This window comes from Streptomyces sp. GSL17-111 (genome assembly GCF_037911585.1).
Classification (GTDB): Bacteria; Actinomycetota; Actinomycetes; order Streptomycetales; family Streptomycetaceae; genus Streptomyces.
In genome coordinates this window covers 4,011,181-4,033,294 of sequence record NZ_JBAJNS010000001.1, presented here as the reverse complement: position 1 = coordinate 4,033,294, position 22,114 = coordinate 4,011,181, and the positions used below count along the sequence as shown (strand labels likewise).

The window sequence follows — 22,114 nt, the reverse complement described above, 5'->3', positions numbered from 1 at the left end:
CCCGAGCAGCGCCGACGTCAGCCGCTGACGCCCGGCGGGTCCTGCGGTGCTCCGTCGCCGTGCTCGGGGAGGTCACCGCGTTCGACGGGGGCGGGGGCGTCGGACAGGGGTGGCAGGATCTCGTCCAGCTCCGCGCCCTCCGCGCGGTGCGCCTCGTCGGCGGCCTGCCGCAGGGTCTCGCGGGTGGCTTCGTCCCGCGCGGAGCCGACGCGGACGACGTGCCCGTCCTCGGCGCGGGCGTACTCGTGGCCGTCCGGGGTGGAGCGGTAGAGCAGGCCGCCGTCCTCCTCGCACGTCACCTCGGCGTCCGAGGAGCCCTCCGCCACGGCGGGCTCCGCGCAGTCGAGGTCGCCGTGGTCGACGGTCAGCTGGAACACGGCGCCGGACTCCTGCGAGACGTAGGAGGCGCTGAAGCCGTCGTCGCCGTACACCCCGACGGACTGCCGGGCGAGGGTGTACCCCTCGGCCTCGGTGAGGTAGACGAGTTCGGGCGCGGAGCCCATGGTCTCGATCCGCCGGTCCAGTTCGGCCTGGTCCGGCACGTCTCCGGTCTCGGAGCCGCAGGCCACGAGCACGAGGGGTGCGACGAGCAGCGGCAGGCGCCTGAGAAGGGTCATGCGCTCATCATGCAACAGGGCCGGGCGGTTCCCCGGCTGTGGCCAGGGAACCCCGGCGTTCCGGCCACGGGCCCCCGGAGAATGGCGCGGGATCCGCCCCGTCAGGTGTCGAGTTGGGCCAGGGTGGCGTTGGACGGCGGTGTCGTGGCGGTGAGTTCGCGGGCCACGGCCTCCGCGTCGCGCAGGACGCGGACGGCGTTGTGCCAGGTGAGCTTGGCCAGATCGGCCTCGGACCAGCGGCGGTCGAGGAGTTCGGCGATCAGGTTCGGGTAGCCGGCCACACTGTCGAGCCCGGCGGGCAGGAAGGCGGTGCCGTCGAAGTCCCCGCCGATGCCGATGTGGTCGACGCCCGCGACCTCCCGCATGTGGTCGAGGTGGTCGGCCACGGTGGCGGCGGTCGCGACCGGGCGCGGGTGGGCGTCCTCGTAGGCGCGGTGGAGTGCCATCGCCTCGGGTGAGGTGTCCAGGTGGTGCAGGCCGTGGGCGCGGAGGTTCTCGTCGGCCCGCCGGGTCCACTCCACGGCCTCGGGGAGGATGAACTTGGGCACGAACGTGGCCATCGCGACGCCGCCGTTGCCGGGCAGCTGGGCCAGCACGTCGTCCGGCACGTTGCGCGGGTGGTCGCAGACCGCACGGGCCGAGGAGTGCGAGAACACCACCGGCGCCCGGCTGACGCGCAGCGCGTCGCGCATGGTGGTGGCGGCGACGTGCGAGAGGTCGACCAGCATGCCGACGCGGTTCATCTCGCGGACGACCTGCTCGCCGAAGGCCGTCAGGCCGTCGTGCCGGGGCGCGTCCGTGGCGGAGTCGGCCCAGTCGATGGTGTCGTTGTGCGTGAGCGTCATGTAGCGGACGCCGAGCCGGTGGAACTGGCGCAGGGTGCCCAGGGAGTTGGCGATGCTGTGCCCGCCCTCGGCCCCCATCAGGGAGGCGATGCGGCCCCGGCTCCGGGCGGCCTCCATGGCGTCGGCGGTGAGGGCCGGTTCGAGGTCGTCCGGGTAGCGGTCGATCAACTGCCGCACGGCGTCGATCTGTTCCAGGCAGGCGGTGACGGCGGCCTCCCCGGCGAGGTCCGACCGGACGTAGACCGACCAGAACTGGGCGCCGACGCCACCGGCCCGCAGCCGGGGCAGGTCGGTGTGCAGGAACGCCGACTGGTCACGGGCGATGTCGCGGGCGTCCAGGTCGTAGCGGACCTGCTCCCGCAGGGCCCAGGGGAGGTCGTTGTGCCCGTCGACGACGGGGTGTTCGGCCAGCAGCCGCCGGGCGCGGGCCAGGGCGGGGTGCGCGTCGCTCACGTGCGGGTTCCTTCAGTTGCCGAAGCCGAAACCGGCGCCGCCGGCGGCCTTGTTGCGCAGCCTGCGGCCCTTCTCCGTGGCCTGCTCGTTCAGTTCGCGCTGGAAGGCGGCCATGCGCTCGCGCAGCCCGTCGTCGTGTGCGGCGAGCATCCGGACGGCGAGCAGTCCGGCGTTGCGGGCCCCGGCCACGGAGACGGTCGCGACCGGCACTCCGGCGGGCATCTGGACGATGGACAGCAGCGAGTCCATGCCGTCGAGGTACTTGAGCGGCACGGGTACGCCGATCACGGGCAGCGTGGTGACGGACGCGAGCATGCCGGGCAGGTGCGCGGCGCCCCCGGCGCCCGCGATGACGGCCTTCAGCCCCCGGCCTGCGGCCTGCTCGCCGTACTCGACCATCTCGCGCGGCATGCGGTGGGCGGAGACGACGTCGACCTCGTAGGGGACCTCGAAGTCGGCGAGGGCTTCCGCGGCGGCCTCCATGACGGGCCAGTCGGAGTCGGAGCCCATGACGATGCCGACGACGGGGGCGGGGCGTGCGTCGCTCATTGCGTGATCGTTCCTCGCAGGTAGTCGGCGGCGTGCCGGGCGCGCTCGCGCACGTCGGCGAGGTCGGCGCCGTAGGTGTTGACGTGCCCGACCTTGCGGCCCGGCTTCACGTCCTTGCCGTACATGTGGATCTTGAGCTGCGGGTCGCGGGCCATGCAGTGCAGGTAGCCGCTGTACATGTCCGGGTAGTCGCCGCCCAGGACGTTGCACATGACCGTCCAGGGGGCGCGGGGACGCGGGTCGCCGAGCGGCAGGTCCAGCACGGCCCGCACGTGGTTGGCGAACTGCGAGGTGACGGCGCCGTCCATCGTCCAGTGCCCGGAGTTGTGCGGGCGCATGGCCAGCTCGTTGACGAGGGTGCGGCCGTCCCGGGTCTCGAACAGTTCGACGGCGAGGTGCCCGACGACGTCGAGCTCCGCCGCGATGCGCAGGGCGAGCTCCTGCGCCCCGGCGGAGGTCTGCTCGCTCAGCCCCGGCGCCGGCGCGATCACGGTGTCGCACACGCCGTCGACCTGGATCGACTCCACGACGGGGTAGGCCACGGCCTGGCCGTGCGGGGAGCGGACGACGTTCGCCGCCAGCTCGCGCACGAACTCGACCTTCTCCTCCGCCAGCACCGGCACCCCGGCGCGGAACGGCTCGGCGGCCTGCTCCGCGTTCCGCACGACCCACACGCCCTTGCCGTCGTAGCCGCCGCGCACGGTCTTGAGGATCACGGGGAAGCCCCCGTCCTCGGCGGCGAAGGCGACCACGTCGGCCGGGTCGGCGACGATGCGGTGCCGGGGGCAGGGGATGCCCATGGCGTCGAGCCGGGCGCGCATGACGCCCTTGTCCTGGGCGTGCACGAGCGCGTCGGGGCCGGGGCGGACGGGGATGCCGTCGGCCTCCAGGGCCCGCAGGTGCTCGGTGGGCACGTGCTCGTGGTCGAACGTGACGACGTCACAGCCGCGCGCGAAGTCACGCAGCGTGTCCAGGTCACGGTAGTCGCCGATGACGACGTCACCGGCCACCAGGGCCGCCGAGTCCTGGGGGGTGTCACTGAGGAGCTTGAAACGGATGCCGAGCGGGATGCCCGCCTCGTGGGTCATACGAGCGAGCTGGCCACCGCCGACCATGCCGACTACCGGGAACGTCACGTTCCCAGGGTAAGGGGCACCGGGCCCGGGGCCGTACCCGCGTCGGACGGGAGCCGCCGGGCCGTGCCCCGGCCGGTTCGCGGGGAAGGCTCTAGCATGAGGAACAGGGGCCGGAGCCGACCGAACGGGGCACTGAGGATCACGATGGGTGAACGACTGCCGCTCTCCGCCCGGCTGAAGCGCCTGCTGCGGGAGATGGCGAAGTTCGGGACGGTGGGAGCCTTCGGCTTCCTCGTGAACGTCGCCGTGTTCAACCTGTGCATCCACACCTTCGGGCTGGCGCCGGTCCGGTCGGGCGTCATCGCCACGGCCGTCGCCATCGGCACCAACTACGTCGGCAACCGCTACTGGACCTACCAGCACACCGACAAGCGGCGGATACGGCGCGAGGCCTCGCTGTTCCTGCTGTTCAGCGGCGTGGGCCTGGTGATCGAGAACGGCACGCTGGCCCTGTCGCACTACGGCTTCGGCTTCACCTCGCCGCTGGCGGACAACCTGGCCAAGAACGTGGTCGGGCTCGGGCTCGCCACGGCGTTCCGGTTCTGGTCCTACCGCACCTGGGTGTTCCGGGGGCGGTCCTCAGCCGCCGGCGGGGCCGTCGACGGCCTCTCGGCTGAGGAAGAGCGCGAACACCGGCGGATGCTGCTGAAGTAGTTCCAGCCGCCCGCCGTCGGCCTCGGCGAGGTCGCGGGCGACGGCCAGGCCGAGCCCGGTGGAGTTGTGGCCGCTCACGGTGCGTTCGAAGACGCGGGAGCCCAGCTCCGGGTCGACGCCCGGCCCCTCGTCCGTCACCTCCACGACCACCTGGTTCCCCGCGACGCGGGTGCGCAGCGCCACCGTGCCGCCACCGTGCATGAGCGCGTTCTCCACGAGGGTCGCCAGGACGGTCGCGACGGCGCCCGGCGTGCCCACGGCACGCAGCCCGGCCTTGCCGGAGTGCACGATGGCCCGGCCGGCGCCGCGGTAGGCGGGCCGCCACTCCTCGACCTGCTGGAGCACCACCTCGTCCAGGTCGAAGCCGACGGCCGAGGTGGAGCGGGGGTCGCGGCTGTTGGTGAGCAGCCGCTCGACGACGTCGGTGAGCCGCTCCACCTGGGCGAGGGCGATGGCGGCCTCCTCGCGGACGACGTCGGAGTGGTCGCCCTCCGTCTCGGCGGTGTGAACGATCTCCTCCAGGCGCATGGACAGGGCCGTGAGCGGGGTGCGGAGCTGGTGGGAGGCGTCGGCCGCCAGTCGGCGTTCGGCGGTGAGCATGCGGCCGATGCGTTCGGCGCTGGAGTCCAGCACGTCGGCGACCCGGTCCAGCTCGGGCACGCCGTAGCGGCGGTGCCGGGGGCGGGGATCGCCGGAGCCGAGGCGTTCGGCCGTCTCGGCCAGGTCGGTCAGGGGCGCGGCGACCCGGCGGGCCTGCCGGACGGCGAGCAGGGCGGCGGCCACGATCGTCACCAGCGCCACGGCGATGATGATCATGAGGATGCGGCCCACCTCGTCCGTGACGACGCTGCGCGGCTGCCGGACGACGACGACCTCGCCGTTGCGGCCCGTCGCCCGGCCCTCGATGACGCCGCCCTGCGGCCGTTCCCCGAGGGAGATGGGCCCCTGGCCGGGCAGCTCGATGCGCACGTACCGGTCGGCCGGGACGGCGCTGCGCATGGTCTCGGCCGTCACCCGCTCCCCGGCGGCGATCCGGGCCTCCACGACCGCCACCAGCCGCGCGGCCTCGGAGCGGGTCGTCTCGTGGGCGCTCTTCTCGATGGCCTGGGTCTCGACGGTGATCAGCGAGATGCCGAACACGGCGATGACGACGACGACCACGGCGAGCATGGAGTTGATCAGTCGGCGGCGCACAGGGGTCGGGTCTTCCGGTCAGTTCTTCTCGAACCGGAAGCCGACACCGCGCACGGTGGTGATGAAGCGGGGGTTGCCCGCGTCGTCCCCCAGCTTCTTGCGCAGCCAGGAGATGTGCATGTCGAGCGTCTTGGTGGAGGACCACCAGGTGGTGTCCCACACCTCGCGCATCAGCTGGTCGCGGGTGACGACGCGGCCCGCGTCGCGCACGAGGACGCGCAGCAGGTCGAACTCCTTGGCGGTCAGCTGGAGCTCGTCCTCGCCGATCCAGGCGCGGTGGGAGTCGACGTCGATGCGGACGCCGTGGGCCGGGGGCGGCTGGTGTGACGGGTCGGCGGTACCCCTGCGGAGCAGGGCCCGCACGCGCGCCAGCAGTTCGGCCAGCCGGAAGGGCTTGGTGACGTAGTCGTCCGCGCCCGCGTCCAGGCCGACGACGGTGTCCACCTCGTCGGCGCGGGCGGTCAGGACGAGGACGGGGAAGGTGAAGCCCTCGGTGCGCATCCGGCGGCAGACCTCCAGCCCGTCCATGCCGGGCAGCCCGAGGTCCAGCACGACGAGGTCGATCTCCCCGTGGAGGCCGGTGTCGAGGGCGCTCGGCCCGTCCTCCCTCACCTCCACCTCGTAGCCCTCCCGGCGCAGGGCCCGGGCGAGCGGCTCGGAGATGGAGGCGTCGTCCTCGGCGAGCAGTACGCGGGTCATGGCCCGATGGTAGTCCGGCCGGGACGGCCCGCTGACCGGAAGCCGGGGGCCGGCCGGGACCGGCGTCGGAACGACGCGGGGCGCCGTTGGTCTACTCCGCGATCCGTTGATCGACGACGCGTTTTACCTTTGAAAAGATTAGGCAAATACAGCATTTACCTGTGATCCGTACCTCACTGGTCTTCGAGCGGCACCTGAACCTCGCGTAAGGTGTTTGCGCCTCCCTAGCGGGGGCCAGGGCCGACGACGGGTGATGCGGGCCGGCGGTGAACCGCCGGCCCGCCCCGCCGCCCCTGCGGTGACCGGGCGGACCACCCGGCCCCTCCTCCCACGCGGACCGGCGCCACCGGCCCGCGGCACCCCCCGTCCGGGCGCACGTCCCCCCACCCCTGCGACGCGCGTCCCGAACCCACAAGGAATCCCCCATGGCGTCCAGCACGACGAAGGGCGAGGCCGCCCCCGGCGGCAAGACCTTCTTCGGCCACCCGCGAGGGATGGCCACCCTGTTCATGACGGAGATGTGGGAGCGCTTCTCCTGGTACGGGATGCGCGCCATCCTCGTCCTCTACCTGATCGCCGGAGTCCTCGACGGGCCCCTGGAGGACCGGGAGGCCCTCGCCGCCGCCATCTACGGCGTCTACAACGCCGTCGTCTACATGACGTCCATGCCCGGCGGCTGGGTCGCCGACCGGCTGTGGGGCGCCCGCCGGGCCGTCCTCGTCGGCGGCATCGTGATCGCCTCCGGGCACTACGTGCTGGCGATCCCGCACGACACGACGTTCTTCTTCGGCCTCGCGCTCATCGCCGTCGGCACCGGTCTGCTGAAGCCGAACATCTCCGCGATGGTCGGCGGCCTCTACGAGGGGCGGTCCGGGGCCCGCAGGGACGCCGGGTTCACGCTCTTCTACATGGCCATCAACATCGGCGCCCTGGCCGCGCCGCTGGTGGTCGGCACCCTCGGCCAGAAGGTCGACTGGCACCTGGGCTTCGGCGTCGCCGGGGTCGGGATGACCCTGGCCGTCGTCCAGTACGTGTTCGGCGCCCGGCACCTGGGCTCCGTGGGCCTGCACCCGGCCAACCCCGCCTCCCCCGAGGAGAAGCGGCGCGTCCTGCACCGCGTCCTGCTGTGGAGCGGCGTCGCGGTGGGCGCGCTCGTCATGGACGTGGCGCTGGGGACGTTCACGATCGAGCACGTCGTCAACGTGCTGGCCGTGCTCGGCATCGTCCTGCCGGTCGGCTACTTCTGGACGATGTTCCGCAGCCCGAAGCTGAGCGCGGCGGACCGGCCGAAGATCGTCGCGTTCGTGTGGTTCTTCGTCACGGCCGTGCTCTTCTGGATGATCTACGACCAGTCCGGCTCCCTGCTGACGATCTTCGCCGACCAGAAGACGGACCGGACGATCGCGGGCGGCTGGGAGTTCCCCGCCTCCTGGTTCCAGTCGGTGAACCCGGTGTACGTGATCATCCTCGCGCCCGTCTTCGCCGCCCTGTGGGTGCGGCTGGCGCAGCGCGAACGCGAACCGAGCGCGCCGGTGAAGTTCGGCCTGGCCATGCTGCTCATCGGCGGTTCCTTCGGCCTGATGGGCCTCGCGGGCGCGGCGGCGGCCGGCTCGGAGACCGGCCGGGTGACCGTCTTCTGGCTGCTGGGCGTCTACCTGGTGCAGACGCTCGGCGAGATGTGCCTGTCGCCGGTCGGCCTGTCGCTGTCGACGAAGCTGGCGCCCAAGGAGTTCGTCAGCCAGATCATGGGTCTGTGGTTCCTGGCGACGGCCACCGGCAACGCGCTCAACGGCTGGGTCACGCGGCTCAACGAGCCGCTCGGCGACACGCTGTACTACACGATGTGGGCGGTCGTCGCCGTCGCGGCGGGGCTGGCGTTCATGGCGGGGGCGCGGCGCCTGCGCACCCTGATGGGCTCCGTCGACTGACCCTCCGCGGGAACCCGCCCGGACGGTCGTGCCCGGTACCGCTAGGGGGTCGTGCCGTCCGGGCCGACCGCGTCGTCCTCGATCCCGGCCAGGACGGCGTCCCAGACCGAGGGCGGAGGGGGCGTCGGCACATCGGCGGCCTCCGCCGTGCGGCCCGCCCGCACCACCCTGCGGTAGGACGCCAACTCCCGGGCGCACGCAGGGCAGTCACGCAGGTGCTCGGCGTGCCAGGCCGGGAGGCGAGCGGTGTCCCCGTCCAGCGCGCGGACGGCGAGGTCCGCCGAATCGATGTGGTGCATGCGGACCCCTCTCGTGCGGCGGTTCCGGATGCCGGACTCGCCGGATGCCGAACGGTCTCGCGGCGGGACGGCCGGGCGGACGTCCCGCCGCGATACCGGCACCGCATGCGGCGCTCGGCGGCCTCAGCCCCCGACGGGCTCGGCCGTGACGACGAGGTTGTTGCGGTAGCCGTCCTCCTCGTCGTAGGGCGGTGCGCAGGTGATGAGCGTGAGGACGTGCGGGCCGTCGCGTCGGAAGAGCTCCCGGGGGAGCTCGTCCTGGTCCACGACCGCGCGGGCCGTCACCTCGTAACGGGCGGCGGGCGCGCCGCCGCGGTCGACGCGGACGGTGTCGCCGCGCCGCACGTCGTACAGGGCGGCGAACTCACCCAGTTCACCGGTCTCGAAGTCCACGTGCCCCACCAGCACCGCCGACCCGTCCGACGCGCCGGGCGCGGTACCGAAGCGGTACCACCCGGCGGCCTGCGGGGCGTCGGGGATCTCGACGGTCCCGTCCGCCTGGACGCCGACCGGTTCCACCGTGGCGTCCAGCCCGACCCGGGGGACGGCGACCGCTGTCGGGGCCGCCGGCGACCGCTCCGGCGCGGAAGTGCCGGAGCGGCCGTCCGGACCGGCCGCCTCCGCTTCCTCGGCGGCCCGGGGCCGGTCCTCAGGCCCGGCGGCGGCCGGGGGCGCGGTGGGCCGCGCCCCGAAGTCGTCCGGGGCGGAACCGGGTGCCAGGAGCACGACGAGCAGGGCTGCCGCGGCGCAGAGCACCGCGGCAGCCAGGACGGCGCGGGCCGGCAGCGGCCGGTTGCGCATCACTGCCCGCAGCCGTCGTCAGTCGCGGGTGACCGTGGCGGCACGGCGACGGTTGCCGAGGGCGAGCGCTCCGGCGACCAGGGCCGCCGCACCCGCCGAGCCCGCCAGCCAGGCCGCGGCGGAGTTCCCGCCGGCCTGGGTGTCGCCGGCGCCGGCCTCGACACCGCTCGGAGCCGAGTGCATGCCGCTCAGCGTCTGGACCTTGAGGGCGAGGTTCTCCTCCTCGGCGCTGCCCCAGGCGTAGACGACGTTGCTGGTGCCCTCCTCGAGGGTCAGGTCGGCCGGGCCGATCACGACGTCGTCGGTGCCCGCGAGGGTCACGTCGGCGGAGACGGTGCCGGCGTCCACCTCGGCGGTGTCCTCGTTCGGGTTCGTCAGGCCCTCGAAGACCGGCTGCCCCCCGGCCCGGACGTCGACGGCCGGGGCGGCCGCCACGTGCCGCACGGTCAGTCGGGACTGGCCGGCCGGAACGTCGGAGGTGTCGTTGGCGAAGGCGGTGAGCTCGGGTTCGCCGTCCTCGGTGAGGTGCGCGGCGACGGTGGCGTTGTCCCCGGCGGCGACCTCGACCGTCTTCTCGATGGCCGGGTCGTCGGACGCCGGGTCGGCGCCGTCGGGGAAGACCTTGATGTCGTAGCTGCCGGCGGGCAGCGGCATGGGATCGGTGAGCGTGCCCGGCTCGAAGTCGGGGATCAGCTCCTCGTCACCGGCGTAGACGTCGACCGTCAGGCCGGGGACACCGTGGAAGACCGACACCATCGCGTCGTCGCTCTCAGCCGCACCGGCGGGCGCGGCCACACCCAGGCCGAGGACGCAGGTGCCGAGGGTCGCGGCGAGCGCGGTGCTCTTGCGCATGTGTGACATGGGAACTCCCTTAGCCCTTCAGGAGAGGCCCGTGGAACTCCGGACCTTCACCAACCACTTCCGGCTGCGCACCCGTTCCGGATGCACCGTGCGGGAGAAGAATCTCCGCCGAGCCGGACCTGTCAGGTTCCGCTCTTCTCCTTCCTCGCCGGCCGCTCCTTCCGTCGCGCGCCCGGAGTTCCGGGCGGCAGAGCGTCGGAGGAGGCCCTTTCGGTGGCGGCGCGGGACGGGCCGCCTGCGGTGAGCGCTCCGGCTGTGGGCCGGGGCCGCTCGGCGTCGGCCCGTTCGGGGTGGCGCCGCTTCCAGTAGGGGTTGTCATGCGGAAGTCCGCCACTTACCCGCCCGTACATCCCGAACGTGAGGATCAGCAGCCCCATCAGGAAGCTGAAGATCACGTTGGGCATCCGGAAGGCCAGGATGTTGACCGACCGTTCCAGGATGGCCAGGTGCACGAAGCCGCTGAGCAGGAAGAGCGCACCGACGGTCATGTTGAGTGTCGAGGCGAAGTTGCCGCCCACGACGGCCCCGACGATCAACAGCACGCCGAAGACGACCGAGATGAGGCTGAGCAGGCCGTTGCTGGACAGCCCGGCGATGCGTGTGCCGTCGGTGTCGAAGAAGGCCAGCTGGTCGGCGAAGCCGAGGATGCCGAAGACGAGGAGGATCAGGCCGCTCAGGGCGGCGCCGTAGCGGTAGACGACGGCCAGGCGGTGGTCGACGGGGAGTTCGTCCTGCAGTCTCATGGTGCACTCCTCCGAACGGGTGGTACGGGAGCGGTCGGGGGGCCGGCCTGTTCGGTCAGCCGGGTACGCAGCCGGTGCAGGCCGCGCCGGGCGTGGCTCTTGACGGTGCCCAGCGCGAGCCCGGTGCGCTCGGCTATCTGCGCCTGGGTGAGGTCCTCGTAGAAGGCCAGGCGCAGCACGCGCCGCTGCGCCGCCGGGAGCGCGGCCAGTTCGTGGGCCAGCAGGACCCGGTCAAGGGCAGCCTCCGCCTCCGCCGGCTCCGGCGCCACGTGGGCGCCGCGCGCGGCGGCCCGCGCTGCCAGGTCGCCACGGCGGGAGCGGGCCGCCAGGGCGTCCGCGATCCGGCGCCGTGTGATGCCGACCAGCCACCCGCCCAGCGGGCCCTGCTCCGGCCGGTAGCCGTGCCGGCCGCGCCAGGCCGCGAGGAACACCTGCTGCGTGACGTCCTCCGCCTCCGAGGCGTCACCGAGGGCCCGCACGGCGAGGGTGTGGACGAGCGCCGCCCAGCGCCCGTAGACGGCGGCGAGCTCGGGTTCACCCCCCTGGGTGAACCGAGCGGCCAGCTCCTCGTCGCCGAGCAGCTCCTCCACCGGGGCGCGCAGCGCCCGCTCGTGCCCGGGAGGGGCGGTGCGTGTGGGACTGACCTGCATGGAGGGCTCCTCCCGCCGACGGCCGGACCCGGTGTGCGGGCTCCGGGGCCGACCCGACGCACTGCCGGTCCGGCCGGTCTCGTTGTCTGTGAGCATCGTGAATCGATGCAGCGGGAGCAACTTGCATTGATTGTGCGTCGTATCCTGACCGTATGGACCGCATGGACACTCCACACGCCACCGCGGGGCTCACCACCGGAGCCGTCTCCCGGCGGCTCGGCGTCTCCCCGACGACGCTGCGCTCCTGGGACCGGCGGTACGGCGTCGGGCCCACCGCACGCGCCGAGGGCCGGCACCGGCGCTGGACGCCGGACGACGTCCGGGTGCTGGAGGAGATGTGCCGGCTGACGGCCACGGGCCTGGCCCCCGCCGAGGCGGCCGCGACCGCGCTGCGCGGCGCCCGGGGGCGGGCGGGCCCGGAGCCGTCGTCCGAGCCGTCCGGGCAGGCCGGGGAGTCCGGGCGGGCCGAGCCGTCCGGGCTGGCCGGGGGGACGGAGGGCACCGAGGGCGCGCGGACCCCGGCAGGTCCGGCGGGCGGCGCTCCCGACGTGGCCGCCGACGACGGGCCGTGGCGCGGTGCGGCCCGCCCGGGAGCCGGGAGCGGGCTGCCGCTGGGCGGCGGGGTCCGGCCGGAGTGCCGTGGCCTGGCACGGGCCGCGATGCGGCTCGACGCCGGGGCGGTCGAACAGGCGCTGAGCGCCGCCGTCGCCACCTACGGCCTGGTGGAGGCGTGGGACGAGGTGATGATGCCCGCGCTGCGGGCCGTGGGGCGGAAGTGGGCGTCCGAGGGCGACCGGTACGTGGAGGTCGAGCACCTGCTGTCCTGGCACGTCTCCGCGAGACTGCGGGCCGCCTCCGTCGCCGGCGGCCCGGCCGGGCGTCCGGTGAGCCGCGCCGACGCGCCCCCCGTCGTGCTGGCCTGCATGCCCGGCGAGCTGCACGCGCTGCCGCTGGAGGCGCTCGCCGCCGCCTGCGGTCCGCTCGGCGTCCCGCTGCTCATGCTCGGGGCGGCCGTCCCGGCGCCCGCCGTGGAGGAGGCCGTCCGGCGGACCGGGCCCGCGGCGGTCGTGCTCTGGTCCCAGTCACGCTCGACGTCGAGCCGGGGGTTCGCGGAGCATCTGGCCCGGACGGCCTGGGGCGTGCGGGGGGCGCGCGTCCGGCCGGCCGTCCTCACCGTCGGCCCCGGCTGGGCCGGGGCTCCGGCGGCTCACACACACCGGCCGAGCGGCCTCGCGGAGGCCCTCGCCCTCCTGCGGAGCCTGACCTCGGCGTCGTGACGCGGGCAGGCCAGCCCGCCGGGGACCGGCCCAGGCGGGGAGGCTCAGGGCTGGGCCAGCTCGGCCCAGACGGTCTTCCCGTGGCCGTCGGGAGCGTGCGCGACGCCCCAGTCGGCGCACAGGCGCTGCACGATGAACATGCCGTGCCCGCCCGGACGGCCCGCCCGGTGCGGGGTGCGCGGCGCCGGCTGCCCGTCGCCGCCGTCCAGGACCTCCACGCGCACCGACTTCTGGCCTCGGGTGATGCGGACCTCCTGCGGGCCGCCGGCGTGCAGGCAGGCGTTCGTGACCAGTTCGGAGACGACCAGCAGCACGTCCTCGGCCGCGGCCCGGTCGTCCTGGCCCGTGGCCGGCAGCCACTCCCAGTCGTGCAGGGCCTCGCGGCAGAAGTCACGGGCACGCTGAACGGCGCCGCTCACGCCGAGGAGGCGGAGCCTGCGGACCTGGCGCAGCTCGCGCACCTGCCCGGCCGACGTGGGGTGGGGTCCCGCAGCACTTTCGGGCTCCGGGCCGACTTCGCCCGCCGGAGAGGGCCGGGTGGTGCTCATGAGTCCTTCACCTCACCGGTTCCCGTGTTGGACTTTGCCGCCAGCAGATACAGAGGGTCTCCTGCCCGGCCACTCCGAGGGAACACCCACGGATTCGGCCAGGCTCGTGTGACGCGGATTACGCCGCACACGACGCACCGCGCGTGATCATGTGTCGGGCAGCCCCCGCAGGGCGTCCCCGAGCGTCTCGTGCACGGTGAAGACGGCGCCCGCACCGGTGATCTCGAAGACTCGGGCGACGACGGGGCGCATCGCCGCGAGGTGGACGGACCCGCCGACGGCCTCGGCCTCCAGCCGGGCGGCCAGCAGCACGTTGAGTCCGGTGGAGTCCAGGAACTCCAGCCGGGAACAGTCGACGAGGAGACGGGTGCAGCCGTCCTCGACCGAGGAATGGAGTGGCGCACGCAACACATCGGCCGTGTGGTGGTCAAGCTCACCTTCGGGCGCGATGACCGCGGTCTCGCCCTCCCGGCGCACCTCGACCGTCAGCCGTCCGCGATTGCTCGTACTCCCGGGCGTTCCCCGGTCCATGCACACCTCACCTGCTCTTCACGGCCGGTCACACCCGACGCCGCTCTCCACTCGACCCCCGCGTTCGCACGTTCGAACCTTACGCCTTGACGCCCGCGACCGGTACCCGAGCAAAAGGGACATAAACCCCTCACTCGGCATACCGCACTTGCCATGCCTCCGCACCACCCGATACCCCTAAGAGGGAACGAGCCAACACGTCAGCCATGGAGGCGCCGCACCTCGCAGTGCACGTCACGGCCCCGGCAGCCGGATGCCGGTCAATGAGGAGGACAAGTCATGTCACCCCAGCTCGACGAGGTCAACGCCGAGCGCACCCTTCGCGAGGGCTCCGACGGCGCCGACCCCGACGCCGCCTTCACCGGCCTTCCCGAGATGCCCCCGTTCGACGAGGTCGCCCCGCACGACGCGCGGGCCCTGTCCAGGACGCTCTTCGAGCGTCTGGCGGCGGCGGAGGAGGGAACGCACGAGCACGCCTACGTCCGCAACACCCTGGTCGAGCTGAACCTGGCCCTGGTCAAGTTCGCCGCCTCCCGCTTCCGCTCCCGCAGCGAGCCGATGGAGGACATCGTCCAGGTGGGGACGATCGGCCTCATCAAGGCCATCGACCGGTTCGAGAGCGACCGGGGCGTGGAGTTCCCCACCTTCGCGATGCCGACGATCATCGGCGAGATCAAGCGCTTCTTCCGTGACACCTCCTGGTCCGTCCGGGTGCCGCGCCGGCTCCAGGAGCTGCGCCTGGACCTGGCCAAGGCGAGCGACGAGCTGGCCCAGTCCCTCGACCGCGCCCCGACCGTCACCGAGCTGGCCCAGCGGCTGAACATCTCCCGCGAGGAGGTCGTGGAGGGCATGGCGGCGAGCAACGCCTACACCGCCAGCTCCCTCGACGCCCAGCCGGAGGAGGACGACTCCGAGGGCGCCCTCGCCGACCGCATCGGCTACGAGGACCACGGGCTGGAGGGCATCGAGTACGTCGAGTCCCTCAAGCCGCTCATCGCCGAGCTGCCGGCCCGTGACCGGCACATCCTCTCCCTGCGCTTCGTGGCGAACATGACGCAGTCCGAGATCGGCGAGGAGCTGGGTATCTCCCAGATGCACGTCTCGCGCCTGCTCTCCCGCACGCTGGGCAAGCTGCGCAAGGGGCTCCTCGTCGAGGAGTGAGCCGCCCCGCCCGACGACGAGGGCCCGTCCGGACGACAGCACCGTCCGGACGGGCCCTCGCTTCGTGCCCGTGTGCGCGCCGACTTGCGGAGCGTGACCGCGCCTGCCGCACAATAAGCAGGATTCGCTCTTATCGGACAGGCATCGGCATCCATGCCCCACTCCTCGGGAGGTCTCCGGTGGCACGCAGGCATTCGGCCGGCAGGACGGGCGGCGCCCCGGGCAGCTCTCCGGTCCGCTCTCCGGGGGCCGGACCGACGGCGCGCACCGTCGTGGCGGCGCTGGCCCTCGCCCTGACGGCCGGCGTGTCCGGCAGCGCCACAGCCCGGCCGGACGTCCCGGCCGAGCCGTCGCACCCGCCCGGCGGAGCGGCCGCACGGGACGCGCTCCCGGCGCCCGGGCCGCAGGCGGCCCCCGCACCGCCCGCACCGCCGCAGGACCTCTCGGTACGCGCGGTGGGCTCCGACACCGTACGGCTGCGCTGGGAGCCGCCCCCCGGCGCGGGCGGCGGATCGGCCGTCGCGACGTACCAGGTCTTCCAGCAGGGGACGGCCACCCCGGTCGCCGAGGTCGGGGCGGACACCCTGGAGGCGGAGATCACCGGGCTGGAGCCGGGGATCAGCTACACGTTCACGGTGCGGGCCGTCAACGCGGCGGGCCACGCGTCACCGGACTCCCCCCGGGCGGACGTCATCCTCCCCGATCCCGGCGGCCGGTCGGGCACGCGCCGCCCCGCAGCCGGTCCGACGCCCACCGACGCCCCGGGCCCGCACGCCTAACCACCCGGGGGTGGGGCGTGCGGGTCGCGGCCGAGGTAGGCGACCAGGCGCTCGCCCGGGGAGGCCGAGGACGGCACCGCGCGGGCGGCGGCGAACAGGGGCGCGCGACCGGACGCGGGCGGCACCAGCAGCGGCGCGACCCGCAGCAGCTCGGCGGCCAGCGCCTCGGGCACCGGCCGGTCGAGGCGGCCCCGGGCCCGGTGGACGTCCCAGCCGTGCACGGCGATCTCCAGCGCTCCGGCGCTCGTCACCGCCCCGAGGGCGAGCGGACGGGCGCCCGCGGTTCCGGCGGGCGGCGGGCCGCCCGCCGACCGGTCCGCCGTCGTCGCGGCCGCCAGCAGCCGCGCCGCGCGTTCCCGCACGGCCGGCACCGGGTCGGCGGCGTCCCCGGACGCTTCGCACGTCGGCTCCGGCGCGACGCGGCCGCACTCCACTCCTTCCCGGAGGGCGTCGAGCGAGGCGTCCAGGTGACGCAGGAGCGTGCGCAGGTCCCAGCCCCGGCACGGGGTGGGACGGGTGAGCGCGGGGGCCGCCACGTCCCCGAGGGCGCCCAGGGCGTAGCCGATCGCGCGCTCCAGCAGTTCCGTGCCGTCCGGCCAGGGCGTCACCGGGCACCCTCCTCGTGGTCCGTGTCGGTCTCTCGGCCTTCGGCCTCGTCGGCCCGCCGCCGGGAGCCGATGCTCCGTCAGCGATACCGACGACCCGGGGGCCGGGAAGTCATCGGTGCACGACGCGTGCGCCCCGCTGCCAGACGTCGGTCACCAGCGGCACGCCGGGACGGTAGGCGAGGTGGACGTGGCTGGGGGCGTCCAGCAGCATCAGGTCCGCGCGGGCGCCGGGGCGCAGCCGGCCGACGTCCTCGCGGCGCAGGGCGGCGGCCCCGCCGACGGTGGCGGACCACAGCGCCTCGTCCGGCGTCATGCCCATCTCACGGACGGCGACGGCGATGCAGAAGGGCATGGAGCTGGTGAAGGAGGAGCCGGGGTTGCAGTCCGTGGACAGGGCGACCGTCACCCCCGCGTCCAGCAGCCGCCGGGCGTCGGGGTACTCCGCGCGGGTGGAGAACTCGCAGCCGGGCAGCAGCGTGGCGACGGTGTCGCCGTCCGCCAGGGCCTCGACGTCGGCGTCGGTGAGGTGGGTGCAGTGGTCGGCGGAGGCGGCGCCGAGCTCCACGGCGAGCTGGACGCCGGGGCCGTGGGAGAGCTGGTTGGCGTGGACGCGGGGCAGCAGGCCGCGCGCCATACCGGCGGTGAGGACGGCGCGGGCCTGGTCGCCGTCGAAGGCGCCGCGTTCGCAGAAGACGTCCACCCAGCGGGCGTGCGGCGCGCAGGCGTCGAGCATGGGCCCGGTGACGAGGTCGACGTAGCGGGCCACGTCCGCGTCGGTGCCCGCGTACTCGGGGGCGACGACGTGAGCGCCGAGGTAGGTGACCTCCTCCAGGCGCTCGGCGGCGATGCGCAGGGCCCGGGCCTCCTCCTGCGGGGTGAGCCCGTAGCCGGACTTGGTCTCCAGCGTGGTGGTGCCCTGACGCAGCGCCTCGCGCACGTAGCGGTCGAGCGTGGCGGCCAGTTCCGCGTCGCTCGCGGCGCGGGTGGCGGCGACGGTGGTGCGGATGCCGCCCGCCGTGTACGCGCGGCCCGACATCCGGGCGTTGAACTCCTCGGTGCGGTCCCCGGCGAAGACGAGGTGGGAGTGGGAGTCGACGAAGCCGGGGAGGCAGGCGCGGCCCCCGGCGTCGTGGGCGGTGTCGGCGGCGGGGGCCCGCGCGGCGGGCCCGGCCCAGGCGACGTGGTCGTCCTCGATGAGGAGGGCCGCCTGCCGGATGACGCCGAGGGGGCCCTCCCCCAGCTCCGGGTCGCCGGTGACCAGCGTCCCGATGTCGCGGATGAGGGTGGTCGCGGCGGCCATGGGGCTCCTTGCGTCGGGGGCTCGGGTTCTCGGGCTTCGCGGGCGGGGCTCGGACGGGCCGGGCGTCAGGCGGGGTCGGTGACGGCCGTGATCGCCGAGGCCAGGGCGGCGGCGGGGTCGGGCACGGTGGTGTGGACGCCGTCCCGCACGACGTACCGCCCGGCCACGACCGTGTGCCGGACGTCCGCCGCCGTCGCCGCGTGGACGGCCGTCTCGGCGGCGAGCGACGGCGGGGGCCCGGCGGTGCGGACGGTGTCCAGCGCGACGGTGGTGAGGTCGGCGGGTGCTCCGACGACGATCCGGCCCGCCTCCGGCCAGCCGAGGGCGGCGTGCCCGGCCGCCGTCGCCGCGTGCAGCAGCCCGGCGGCGCTCCAGTGGCCGCGCCGCCGGGTGCGCAGCCGCTCGTCGAGCTCCATTGCGCGGGCCTCCTCGAACAGGTCGATCACGGCGTGGCTGTCGCTGCCGAGGGACAGCGGGCTGCCGGCGCGCTGGAGGGCGACGGCCGGGCCGATGCCGTCGGCGAGGTCACGTTCGGTGGTGGGGCACATGCACACGCCGGTGGCCGCGGTGCCGAGGGCGGCGACGTCGGCGTCCGTCAGGTGCGTGGCGTGGACGGCGACGGTGCGCGGGCCGAGCACCCCGTGGTCGGCGAGGAGCCGGGTGGGGGTGCGGCCGTGGGCGTCCTGGCAGGCCGCGTTCTCGGCGGGCTGCTCGGAGAGGTGGACGTGCAGGGGCGCGCGGCGTTCCTCCGCCCACCGGGCGACGGTCTCCAGCTGGTCGGCGGGCACGGCGCGCACGGAGTGGACGGCGGCGCCGATCCGCGTGTTGGCGTCCTCCGGGAGGGCGCCCGCCCGTTCGGCCCACGCCTCGGCGGTGCCGTCGGAGAACCGCAGCTGCGGCCGGGTGGGCGGCTGCCCGAAGCCGGCGGACAGGTAGCAGGTGTCGAGCAGGGTGATGCGGACGCCCGCCTCGGCGGCGGCGGCGACGAGTGCCCGGCCCATGGCGTTCGGATCGGCATAGGGCCGCCCGCCGGGGGTGTGGTGCAGGTAGTGGAACTCACCGACGCAGGTGATCCCGGCGAGCGCCATCTCGGCGTACACGGCCCGCGCCAGCGCGTGGTACGTGTCGGGGGTGAGGCGGTCGGCGACGCGGTACATCTGGTCGCGCCAGGTCCAGAAGTCGCCGCTGCCCGCCTGGACGTGGCCGCGCAGGGCCCGGTGGAAGGCGTGGCTGTGCGCGTTGGCCGTGCCCGGGAGGGTGAAGCCGCGCAGCACCTCGGCGCCGGGCGGCGGGGCGGGCACGTCCCGGCGGACGGCGGCGACGCGGCCGTCCGCGACGTCCAGGGCCACGCCGGGGACCACGCGGTCCTCCAGCCAGAGGTGTTCGGCCCAGTAGGTCACCGGCACGCGAGGTCCTCCAGTACGTCGGCGAGCGCCCCGACCCCGGCGAGGCAGTCGTCCTCGGTGGCCCGTTCGGCGGGCGAGTGGGAGACGCCGGTCGGGTTGCGCACGAACAGCATGGCGGTCGGAACGGCGTCGGCCAGGATGCCGGCGTCGTGTCCCGCGCCGGTGGGCAGCACGGGGGCGCCGTCGAGCCGGTCGGCGATGCGGTCGCGCAGGTCGTGCGCGAAGTCCACCACCGGGGTGAACGACTCGCGGGTGACCTCGACGCGCACCCCCTCGCCGCTCGCGTGCTCCGCCGCCGCGTCCCGGACGGCGGTGACCAGGGCGTCGAGCGTCTTCTCGTCGGGGGCGCGGGAGTCCAGCCAGGCGCGGACGCGGGAGGCGATGGCGTTGACGCCGCCCGGGTCCACGGCGATCTTGCCGAAGGTCGCCAGGGCCCCGGCCGCCGCCGCCTCGGTGCGGGCGGCGAGGACCGTGCGGGCGTAGGTGAGCATCGGGTCGTGCCGGTCGGCGAGCCGGGTGGTGCCCGCGTGGTTGGCCTCGCCGTGGAAGTCGAACCGCCAGCGGCCGTGCGGCCAGATCGCGGAGGCGACGCCGACGGGGTGCGGGGTCTCGGCCAGCGCGCGGCCCTGTTCGACGTGCAGCTCGACGAAGGCGCCGATGCGGGCCAGCCTCCCGGGGTCGGGCCCGAGGGCCTCCGGGTCGTACCCGGCGTGCTCCATGGCGTGCGCCAGGCTGACGCCGTCGGCGTCCCGCAGCCGCCGGGCGGCCTCGGGCGTGAGCTTGCCCGCGCTCAGCCGGGAGCCGGTGCAGGCCACCCCGAAGCGGGCACCCTCCTCGTCTCCGAAGTTGACGACGGCGAGCGGGCGCGTCGGTTCGGCGCCCCGGGCGCGCAGCTCGTCGAGCGCGGCGAAGGCGGAGACGACGCCGAGCGGGCCGTCGAAGGCGCCGCCGTCGGGGACGGAGTCCAGGTGGGAGCCGGTGACGACGGCGTCACCGGCGGACGGGTCGCCCTGCCAGGCCCACTGGTTGCCGTTGCGGTCGGTCTCGCAGACCAGGCCACGGGCCGTCGCCTGGTCCCGGAACCAGGCGCGGCAGTCGGTGTCGGCGGGCGTCCAGGCGTAGCGGCGGTAGCCGCCGGTGCCGGCGTCGCGGCCGATGGCCGCCAGGTCCCGCCACATCTCCAGGAAGCTCACGCCGCGCCCTCGCCCCGCTCGTCCGCGCCGTCGCCCTCGCCGTCCGGCGCGGGCCCTTCGCGCATCGGCACCCGCACCCCGCGCTCGGCGGCGACGGCTTCGGCCTGTTCGTAGCCCGCGTCGACGTGCCGGATGACGCCCATGCCCGGGTCGTTGGTGAGGACGCGGCGGATCTTCTCCCCGGCCAGCGGGGTGCCGTCGGCCACCGTGACCTGGCCGGCGTGCAGCGAGCGGCCCATGCCGACGCCGCCGCCGTGGTGGACGGAGACCCAGGAGGCGCCGGAGGCGACGTTGACCATGGCGTTCAGCAGCGGCCAGTCGGCGATGGCGTCCGAGCCGTCGAGCATGGCCTCCGTCTCCCGGTAGGGGGAGGCGACCGAGCCGCAGTCCAGGTGGTCGCGGCCGATGACGACGGGCGCGGACAGCTCGCCGCTCGCCACCATGTCGTTGAACCGCTCCCCGGCGCGGTCGCGTTCGCCCTGACCGAGCCAGCAGATGCGGGCGGGCAGCCCCTGGAAGTGGACGCGCTCCCCGGCCAGCCTGATCCAGCGGGCCAGCGACTCGTTCTCGGGGAAGAGGTCGAGGATCGCGCGGTCGGTGGCGTGGATGTCCTTCGGGTCGCCGCTGAGGGCCGCCCAGCGGAACGGGCCCTTCCCCTCGCAGAACAGCGGCCGGATGTAGGCGGGGACGAAGCCGGGGAAGGCGAACGCCCGGCCGTACCCGGCGAGCTGCGCCTCGCCCCGAATGGAGTTGCCGTAGTCGAAGACCTCGGCGCCCGCGTCCTGGAAGCCGACCATCGCCTCCACGTGCCGCGCCATCGACTCGCGGGCGCGGGCGGTGAAGTCGGCGGGCTTTTCGGCGGCGTAGGCGGCCATGTCGGCGAAGTCGACGCCGAGGGGCAGGTAGGCCAGCGGGTCGTGGGCGCTGGTCTGGTCGGTGACGATGTCGATCGGGGCGCCCATGGCCAGCAGCCGGGGCAGCAGCTCGGCCGCGTTGCCGAGCACGCCGATCGACAGCGGCCGGCGCTGGTCCCGGGCGGCGGTGGCCAGCTCCAGGGCGTGTTCCAGGGAGTCGGCGCGCTCGTCGAGGTAGCGGTGCTCGATGCGGCGGTCGATGGCGCGCGGGTCGCAGTCGACGCACAGCGCGACGCCGTCGTTCATGGTGATCGCGAGCGGCTGGGCGCCGCCCATGCCGCCGAGGCCCGCGGTGAGGGTGATCGTCCCGGCCAGCGAGCCGCCGAAGCGCTTGGCGGCGACGGCGGCGAACGTCTCGTAGGTGCCCTGGAGGATGCCCTGGGTGCCGATGTAGATCCAGGAACCCGCCGTCATCTGGCCGTACATCGTCAGGCCCAGCTGCTCCAGGCGGCGGAACTCCTCCCAGTTGGCCCAGTCGCCGACGAGGTTGGAGTTGGCCAGCAGGACGCGCGGCGCCCACTCGTGCGTCGTCATGACGCCGACCGGCCGGCCGGACTGGACGAGCATCGTCTCGTCGTCCTTGAGGGTGCGCAGGGTGCGGACCATGGCGTCGAAGGAGCGCCAGTCGCGGGCGGCCTTGCCGGTGCCGCCGTAGACGACGAGCCGGTCGGGGTGTTCGGCGACCTCGGGGTCGAGGTTGTTCTGCAGCATCCGGAGGGCGGCCTCCTGCTGCCACCCCTGAGCGCTGAGGTCGCTGCCGCGCGGGGACCGCACGGTACGCGGTCCGCTGTGCCCTGCCTGTGCCATGAGCCCTGCCTCCCGTACGGATCGGATCGATCTATTCACACACTCTACGAGCTGAATAGAACTAGTCAACAGGGCCCGCTGCCGTCCGGCCCGCGCCCTCCTCGTCCCCTTCAGCCGTCCCGCCTCCTCCCCGGCGGCGCCCCGCGTGTTTGGCTGGGGCG

The 22,114-nt window shown here is 74.4% G+C and carries 23 protein-coding genes; 5 read left to right on the top strand and 18 right to left on the bottom strand.

The window, feature by feature from the left end:
• Positions 1-17 precede the first annotated feature (17 nt).
• From V6D49_RS18030 to V6D49_RS18015, 4 genes are all read right to left on the bottom strand, one after another.
• Positions 18-617, bottom strand: a complete 600-nt coding sequence (locus V6D49_RS18030) for a hypothetical protein (RefSeq protein WP_340561049.1) — start codon at positions 615-617, stop codon at positions 18-20.
• A gap of 101 nt (positions 618-718) precedes the next feature.
• Entirely contained in the window at positions 719-1,915 is a 1,197-nt protein-coding gene (locus V6D49_RS18025; protein ID WP_340561047.1) for a dipeptidase, read from the bottom strand.
• Between the two features lie 12 nt (positions 1,916-1,927).
• On the bottom strand, positions 1,928-2,464 hold the full coding sequence (purE, locus tag V6D49_RS18020; protein ID WP_340561046.1) for a 5-(carboxyamino)imidazole ribonucleotide mutase: 537 nt from the start codon (positions 2,462-2,464) through the stop codon (positions 1,928-1,930).
• Complete coding sequence (locus V6D49_RS18015; RefSeq protein WP_340561044.1) at positions 2,461-3,600, bottom strand: 5-(carboxyamino)imidazole ribonucleotide synthase; 1,140 nt, start codon at positions 3,598-3,600, stop codon at positions 2,461-2,463. Before V6D49_RS18015 ends, purE begins: the two co-directional genes overlap by 4 nt.
• A 144-nt stretch (positions 3,601-3,744) precedes the next feature.
• Here V6D49_RS18015 and V6D49_RS18010 point away from each other — a divergent pair, with 144 nt between their 5' ends.
• Positions 3,745-4,254, top strand: a complete 510-nt coding sequence (locus tag V6D49_RS18010; protein WP_340561042.1) for a GtrA family protein — start codon at positions 3,745-3,747, stop codon at positions 4,252-4,254.
• Here V6D49_RS18010 and V6D49_RS18005 read toward each other — a convergent pair.
• Both V6D49_RS18005 and V6D49_RS18000 read right to left on the bottom strand, forming a co-directional pair.
• Positions 4,180-5,448, bottom strand: a complete 1,269-nt coding sequence (locus tag V6D49_RS18005; RefSeq protein WP_340561040.1) for an ATP-binding protein — start codon at positions 5,446-5,448, stop codon at positions 4,180-4,182. The genes V6D49_RS18010 and V6D49_RS18005 overlap by 75 nt on opposite strands.
• A gap of 18 nt (positions 5,449-5,466) precedes the next feature.
• Entirely contained in the window at positions 5,467-6,147 is a 681-nt protein-coding gene (locus tag V6D49_RS18000) for a response regulator transcription factor (protein WP_340561038.1), read from the bottom strand.
• A 425-nt stretch (positions 6,148-6,572) separates the two neighbouring features.
• Between V6D49_RS18000 and V6D49_RS17995 the strand changes: the two genes are divergently transcribed.
• On the top strand, positions 6,573-8,075 hold the full coding sequence (locus V6D49_RS17995) for a peptide MFS transporter (RefSeq protein WP_340561036.1): 1,503 nt from the start codon (positions 6,573-6,575) through the stop codon (positions 8,073-8,075).
• A gap of 41 nt (positions 8,076-8,116) precedes the next feature.
• Here the strand turns inward: V6D49_RS17995 and V6D49_RS17990 are convergent, their stop codons facing one another.
• From V6D49_RS17990 to V6D49_RS17970, 5 genes are all read right to left on the bottom strand, one after another.
• Positions 8,117-8,374 (bottom strand): hypothetical protein, encoded by a 258-nt coding sequence (locus V6D49_RS17990; RefSeq protein ID WP_340561034.1) that lies wholly within the window; start codon positions 8,372-8,374, stop codon positions 8,117-8,119.
• A gap of 123 nt (positions 8,375-8,497) precedes the next feature.
• Positions 8,498-9,175, bottom strand: a complete 678-nt coding sequence (locus V6D49_RS17985; protein WP_340561032.1) for a class F sortase — start codon at positions 9,173-9,175, stop codon at positions 8,498-8,500.
• A gap of 18 nt (positions 9,176-9,193) precedes the next feature.
• Positions 9,194-10,036, bottom strand: a complete 843-nt coding sequence (locus V6D49_RS17980; RefSeq protein ID WP_340561030.1) for a DUF4397 domain-containing protein — start codon at positions 10,034-10,036, stop codon at positions 9,194-9,196.
• Positions 10,037-10,158: 122 nt separating this feature from the next.
• On the bottom strand, positions 10,159-10,779 hold the full coding sequence (locus V6D49_RS17975; RefSeq protein ID WP_340561028.1) for a DUF4383 domain-containing protein: 621 nt from the start codon (positions 10,777-10,779) through the stop codon (positions 10,159-10,161).
• Complete coding sequence (locus V6D49_RS17970; RefSeq protein ID WP_340561027.1) at positions 10,776-11,429, bottom strand: RNA polymerase sigma factor; 654 nt, start codon at positions 11,427-11,429, stop codon at positions 10,776-10,778. The genes V6D49_RS17975 and V6D49_RS17970 overlap by 4 nt, the downstream gene beginning before the upstream one ends.
• Positions 11,430-11,581: 152 nt before the next feature.
• On the opposite strand from V6D49_RS17970, the gene V6D49_RS17965 reads away from it, so the two are divergent.
• The gene (locus V6D49_RS17965; RefSeq protein WP_340561026.1) at positions 11,582-12,706 is read left to right on the top strand and encodes a MerR family transcriptional regulator; all 1,125 of its coding nucleotides are present in this window, start codon (positions 11,582-11,584) and stop codon (positions 12,704-12,706) included.
• 44 nt (positions 12,707-12,750) lie between these two features.
• Here the strand turns inward: V6D49_RS17965 and V6D49_RS17960 are convergent, their stop codons facing one another.
• Positions 12,751-13,254, bottom strand: a complete 504-nt coding sequence (locus tag V6D49_RS17960; RefSeq protein WP_340561025.1) for an ATP-binding protein — start codon at positions 13,252-13,254, stop codon at positions 12,751-12,753.
• Positions 13,255-13,401: 147 nt separating this feature from the next.
• Positions 13,402-13,785, bottom strand: a complete 384-nt coding sequence (locus tag V6D49_RS17955; RefSeq protein ID WP_340561023.1) for an STAS domain-containing protein — start codon at positions 13,783-13,785, stop codon at positions 13,402-13,404.
• 375 nt (positions 13,786-14,160) lie between these two features.
• Here V6D49_RS17955 and V6D49_RS17950 point away from each other — a divergent pair, with 375 nt between their 5' ends.
• Complete coding sequence (locus V6D49_RS17950) at positions 14,161-14,946, top strand: RNA polymerase sigma factor SigF (RefSeq protein WP_340564110.1); 786 nt, start codon at positions 14,161-14,163, stop codon at positions 14,944-14,946.
• A gap of 179 nt (positions 14,947-15,125) precedes the next feature.
• Positions 15,126-15,725 (top strand): fibronectin type III domain-containing protein, encoded by a 600-nt coding sequence (locus tag V6D49_RS17945; RefSeq protein ID WP_340561021.1) that lies wholly within the window; start codon positions 15,126-15,128, stop codon positions 15,723-15,725.
• On the opposite strand, the gene V6D49_RS17940 is transcribed toward V6D49_RS17945, so the two are convergent.
• The 5 genes from V6D49_RS17940 to hutU form a co-directional block, all read right to left on the bottom strand.
• Entirely contained in the window at positions 15,722-16,333 is a 612-nt protein-coding gene (locus V6D49_RS17940; RefSeq protein WP_340561020.1) for a TIGR03086 family metal-binding protein, read from the bottom strand. The genes V6D49_RS17945 and V6D49_RS17940 overlap by 4 nt on opposite strands.
• Positions 16,334-16,442: 109 nt before the next feature.
• The gene (gene hutI / locus V6D49_RS17935; RefSeq protein ID WP_340561019.1) at positions 16,443-17,633 is read right to left on the bottom strand and encodes an imidazolonepropionase; all 1,191 of its coding nucleotides are present in this window, start codon (positions 17,631-17,633) and stop codon (positions 16,443-16,445) included.
• Between the two features lie 65 nt (positions 17,634-17,698).
• Positions 17,699-19,039: a formimidoylglutamate deiminase gene (locus V6D49_RS17930; protein WP_340561017.1), complete on the bottom strand. Its 1,341-nt coding sequence runs from the start codon at positions 19,037-19,039 to the stop codon at positions 17,699-17,701.
• Entirely contained in the window at positions 19,030-20,217 is a 1,188-nt protein-coding gene (locus V6D49_RS17925; RefSeq protein WP_340564108.1) for an allantoate amidohydrolase, read from the bottom strand. Before V6D49_RS17925 ends, V6D49_RS17930 begins: the two co-directional genes overlap by 10 nt.
• An 11-nt stretch (positions 20,218-20,228) precedes the next feature.
• Positions 20,229-21,953 (bottom strand): urocanate hydratase, encoded by a 1,725-nt coding sequence (hutU, locus tag V6D49_RS17920; RefSeq protein WP_340561015.1) that lies wholly within the window; start codon positions 21,951-21,953, stop codon positions 20,229-20,231.
• Positions 21,954-22,114 lie beyond the last annotated feature (161 nt).

What these genes read in the sequence shown, in the direction of transcription:
- V6D49_RS17965 (WP_340561026.1), top strand. Translation starts at nt 11,582, where the DNA reads ATGGACCGCATGGACACTCCACACGCCACCGCGGGGCTCACCACCGGA.
- V6D49_RS17955 (WP_340561023.1), bottom strand. Translation starts at nt 13,785, where the DNA reads ATGGACCGGGGAACGCCCGGGAGTACGAGCAATCGCGGACGGCTGACG.
- V6D49_RS17995 (WP_340561036.1), top strand. Translation starts at nt 6,573, where the DNA reads ATGGCGTCCAGCACGACGAAGGGCGAGGCCGCCCCCGGCGGCAAGACC.
- V6D49_RS17925 (WP_340564108.1), bottom strand. Translation starts at nt 20,217, where the DNA reads ATGTGGCGGGACCTGGCGGCCATCGGCCGCGACGCCGGCACCGGCGGC.
- V6D49_RS18000 (WP_340561038.1), bottom strand. Translation starts at nt 6,147, where the DNA reads ATGACCCGCGTACTGCTCGCCGAGGACGACGCCTCCATCTCCGAGCCG.
- V6D49_RS17960 (WP_340561025.1), bottom strand. Translation starts at nt 13,254, where the DNA reads ATGAGCACCACCCGGCCCTCTCCGGCGGGCGAAGTCGGCCCGGAGCCC.
- V6D49_RS17990 (WP_340561034.1), bottom strand. Translation starts at nt 8,374, where the DNA reads ATGCACCACATCGATTCGGCGGACCTCGCCGTCCGCGCGCTGGACGGG.
- V6D49_RS17980 (WP_340561030.1), bottom strand. Translation starts at nt 10,036, where the DNA reads ATGTCACACATGCGCAAGAGCACCGCGCTCGCCGCGACCCTCGGCACC.
- V6D49_RS18030 (WP_340561049.1), bottom strand. Translation starts at nt 617, where the DNA reads ATGACCCTTCTCAGGCGCCTGCCGCTGCTCGTCGCACCCCTCGTGCTC.
- V6D49_RS18010 (WP_340561042.1), top strand. Translation starts at nt 3,745, where the DNA reads ATGGGTGAACGACTGCCGCTCTCCGCCCGGCTGAAGCGCCTGCTGCGG.
- hutU (WP_340561015.1), bottom strand. Translation starts at nt 21,953, where the DNA reads ATGGCACAGGCAGGGCACAGCGGACCGCGTACCGTGCGGTCCCCGCGC.
- V6D49_RS17950 (WP_340564110.1), top strand. Translation starts at nt 14,161, where the DNA reads ATGCCCCCGTTCGACGAGGTCGCCCCGCACGACGCGCGGGCCCTGTCC.
- hutI (WP_340561019.1), bottom strand. Translation starts at nt 17,633, where the DNA reads ATGGCCGCCGCGACCACCCTCATCCGCGACATCGGGACGCTGGTCACC.
- V6D49_RS17970 (WP_340561027.1), bottom strand. Translation starts at nt 11,429, where the DNA reads ATGCAGGTCAGTCCCACACGCACCGCCCCTCCCGGGCACGAGCGGGCG.
- V6D49_RS17975 (WP_340561028.1), bottom strand. Translation starts at nt 10,779, where the DNA reads ATGAGACTGCAGGACGAACTCCCCGTCGACCACCGCCTGGCCGTCGTC.
- V6D49_RS17985 (WP_340561032.1), bottom strand. Translation starts at nt 9,175, where the DNA reads ATGCGCAACCGGCCGCTGCCGGCCCGCGCCGTCCTGGCTGCCGCGGTG.
- purE (WP_340561046.1), bottom strand. Translation starts at nt 2,464, where the DNA reads ATGAGCGACGCACGCCCCGCCCCCGTCGTCGGCATCGTCATGGGCTCC.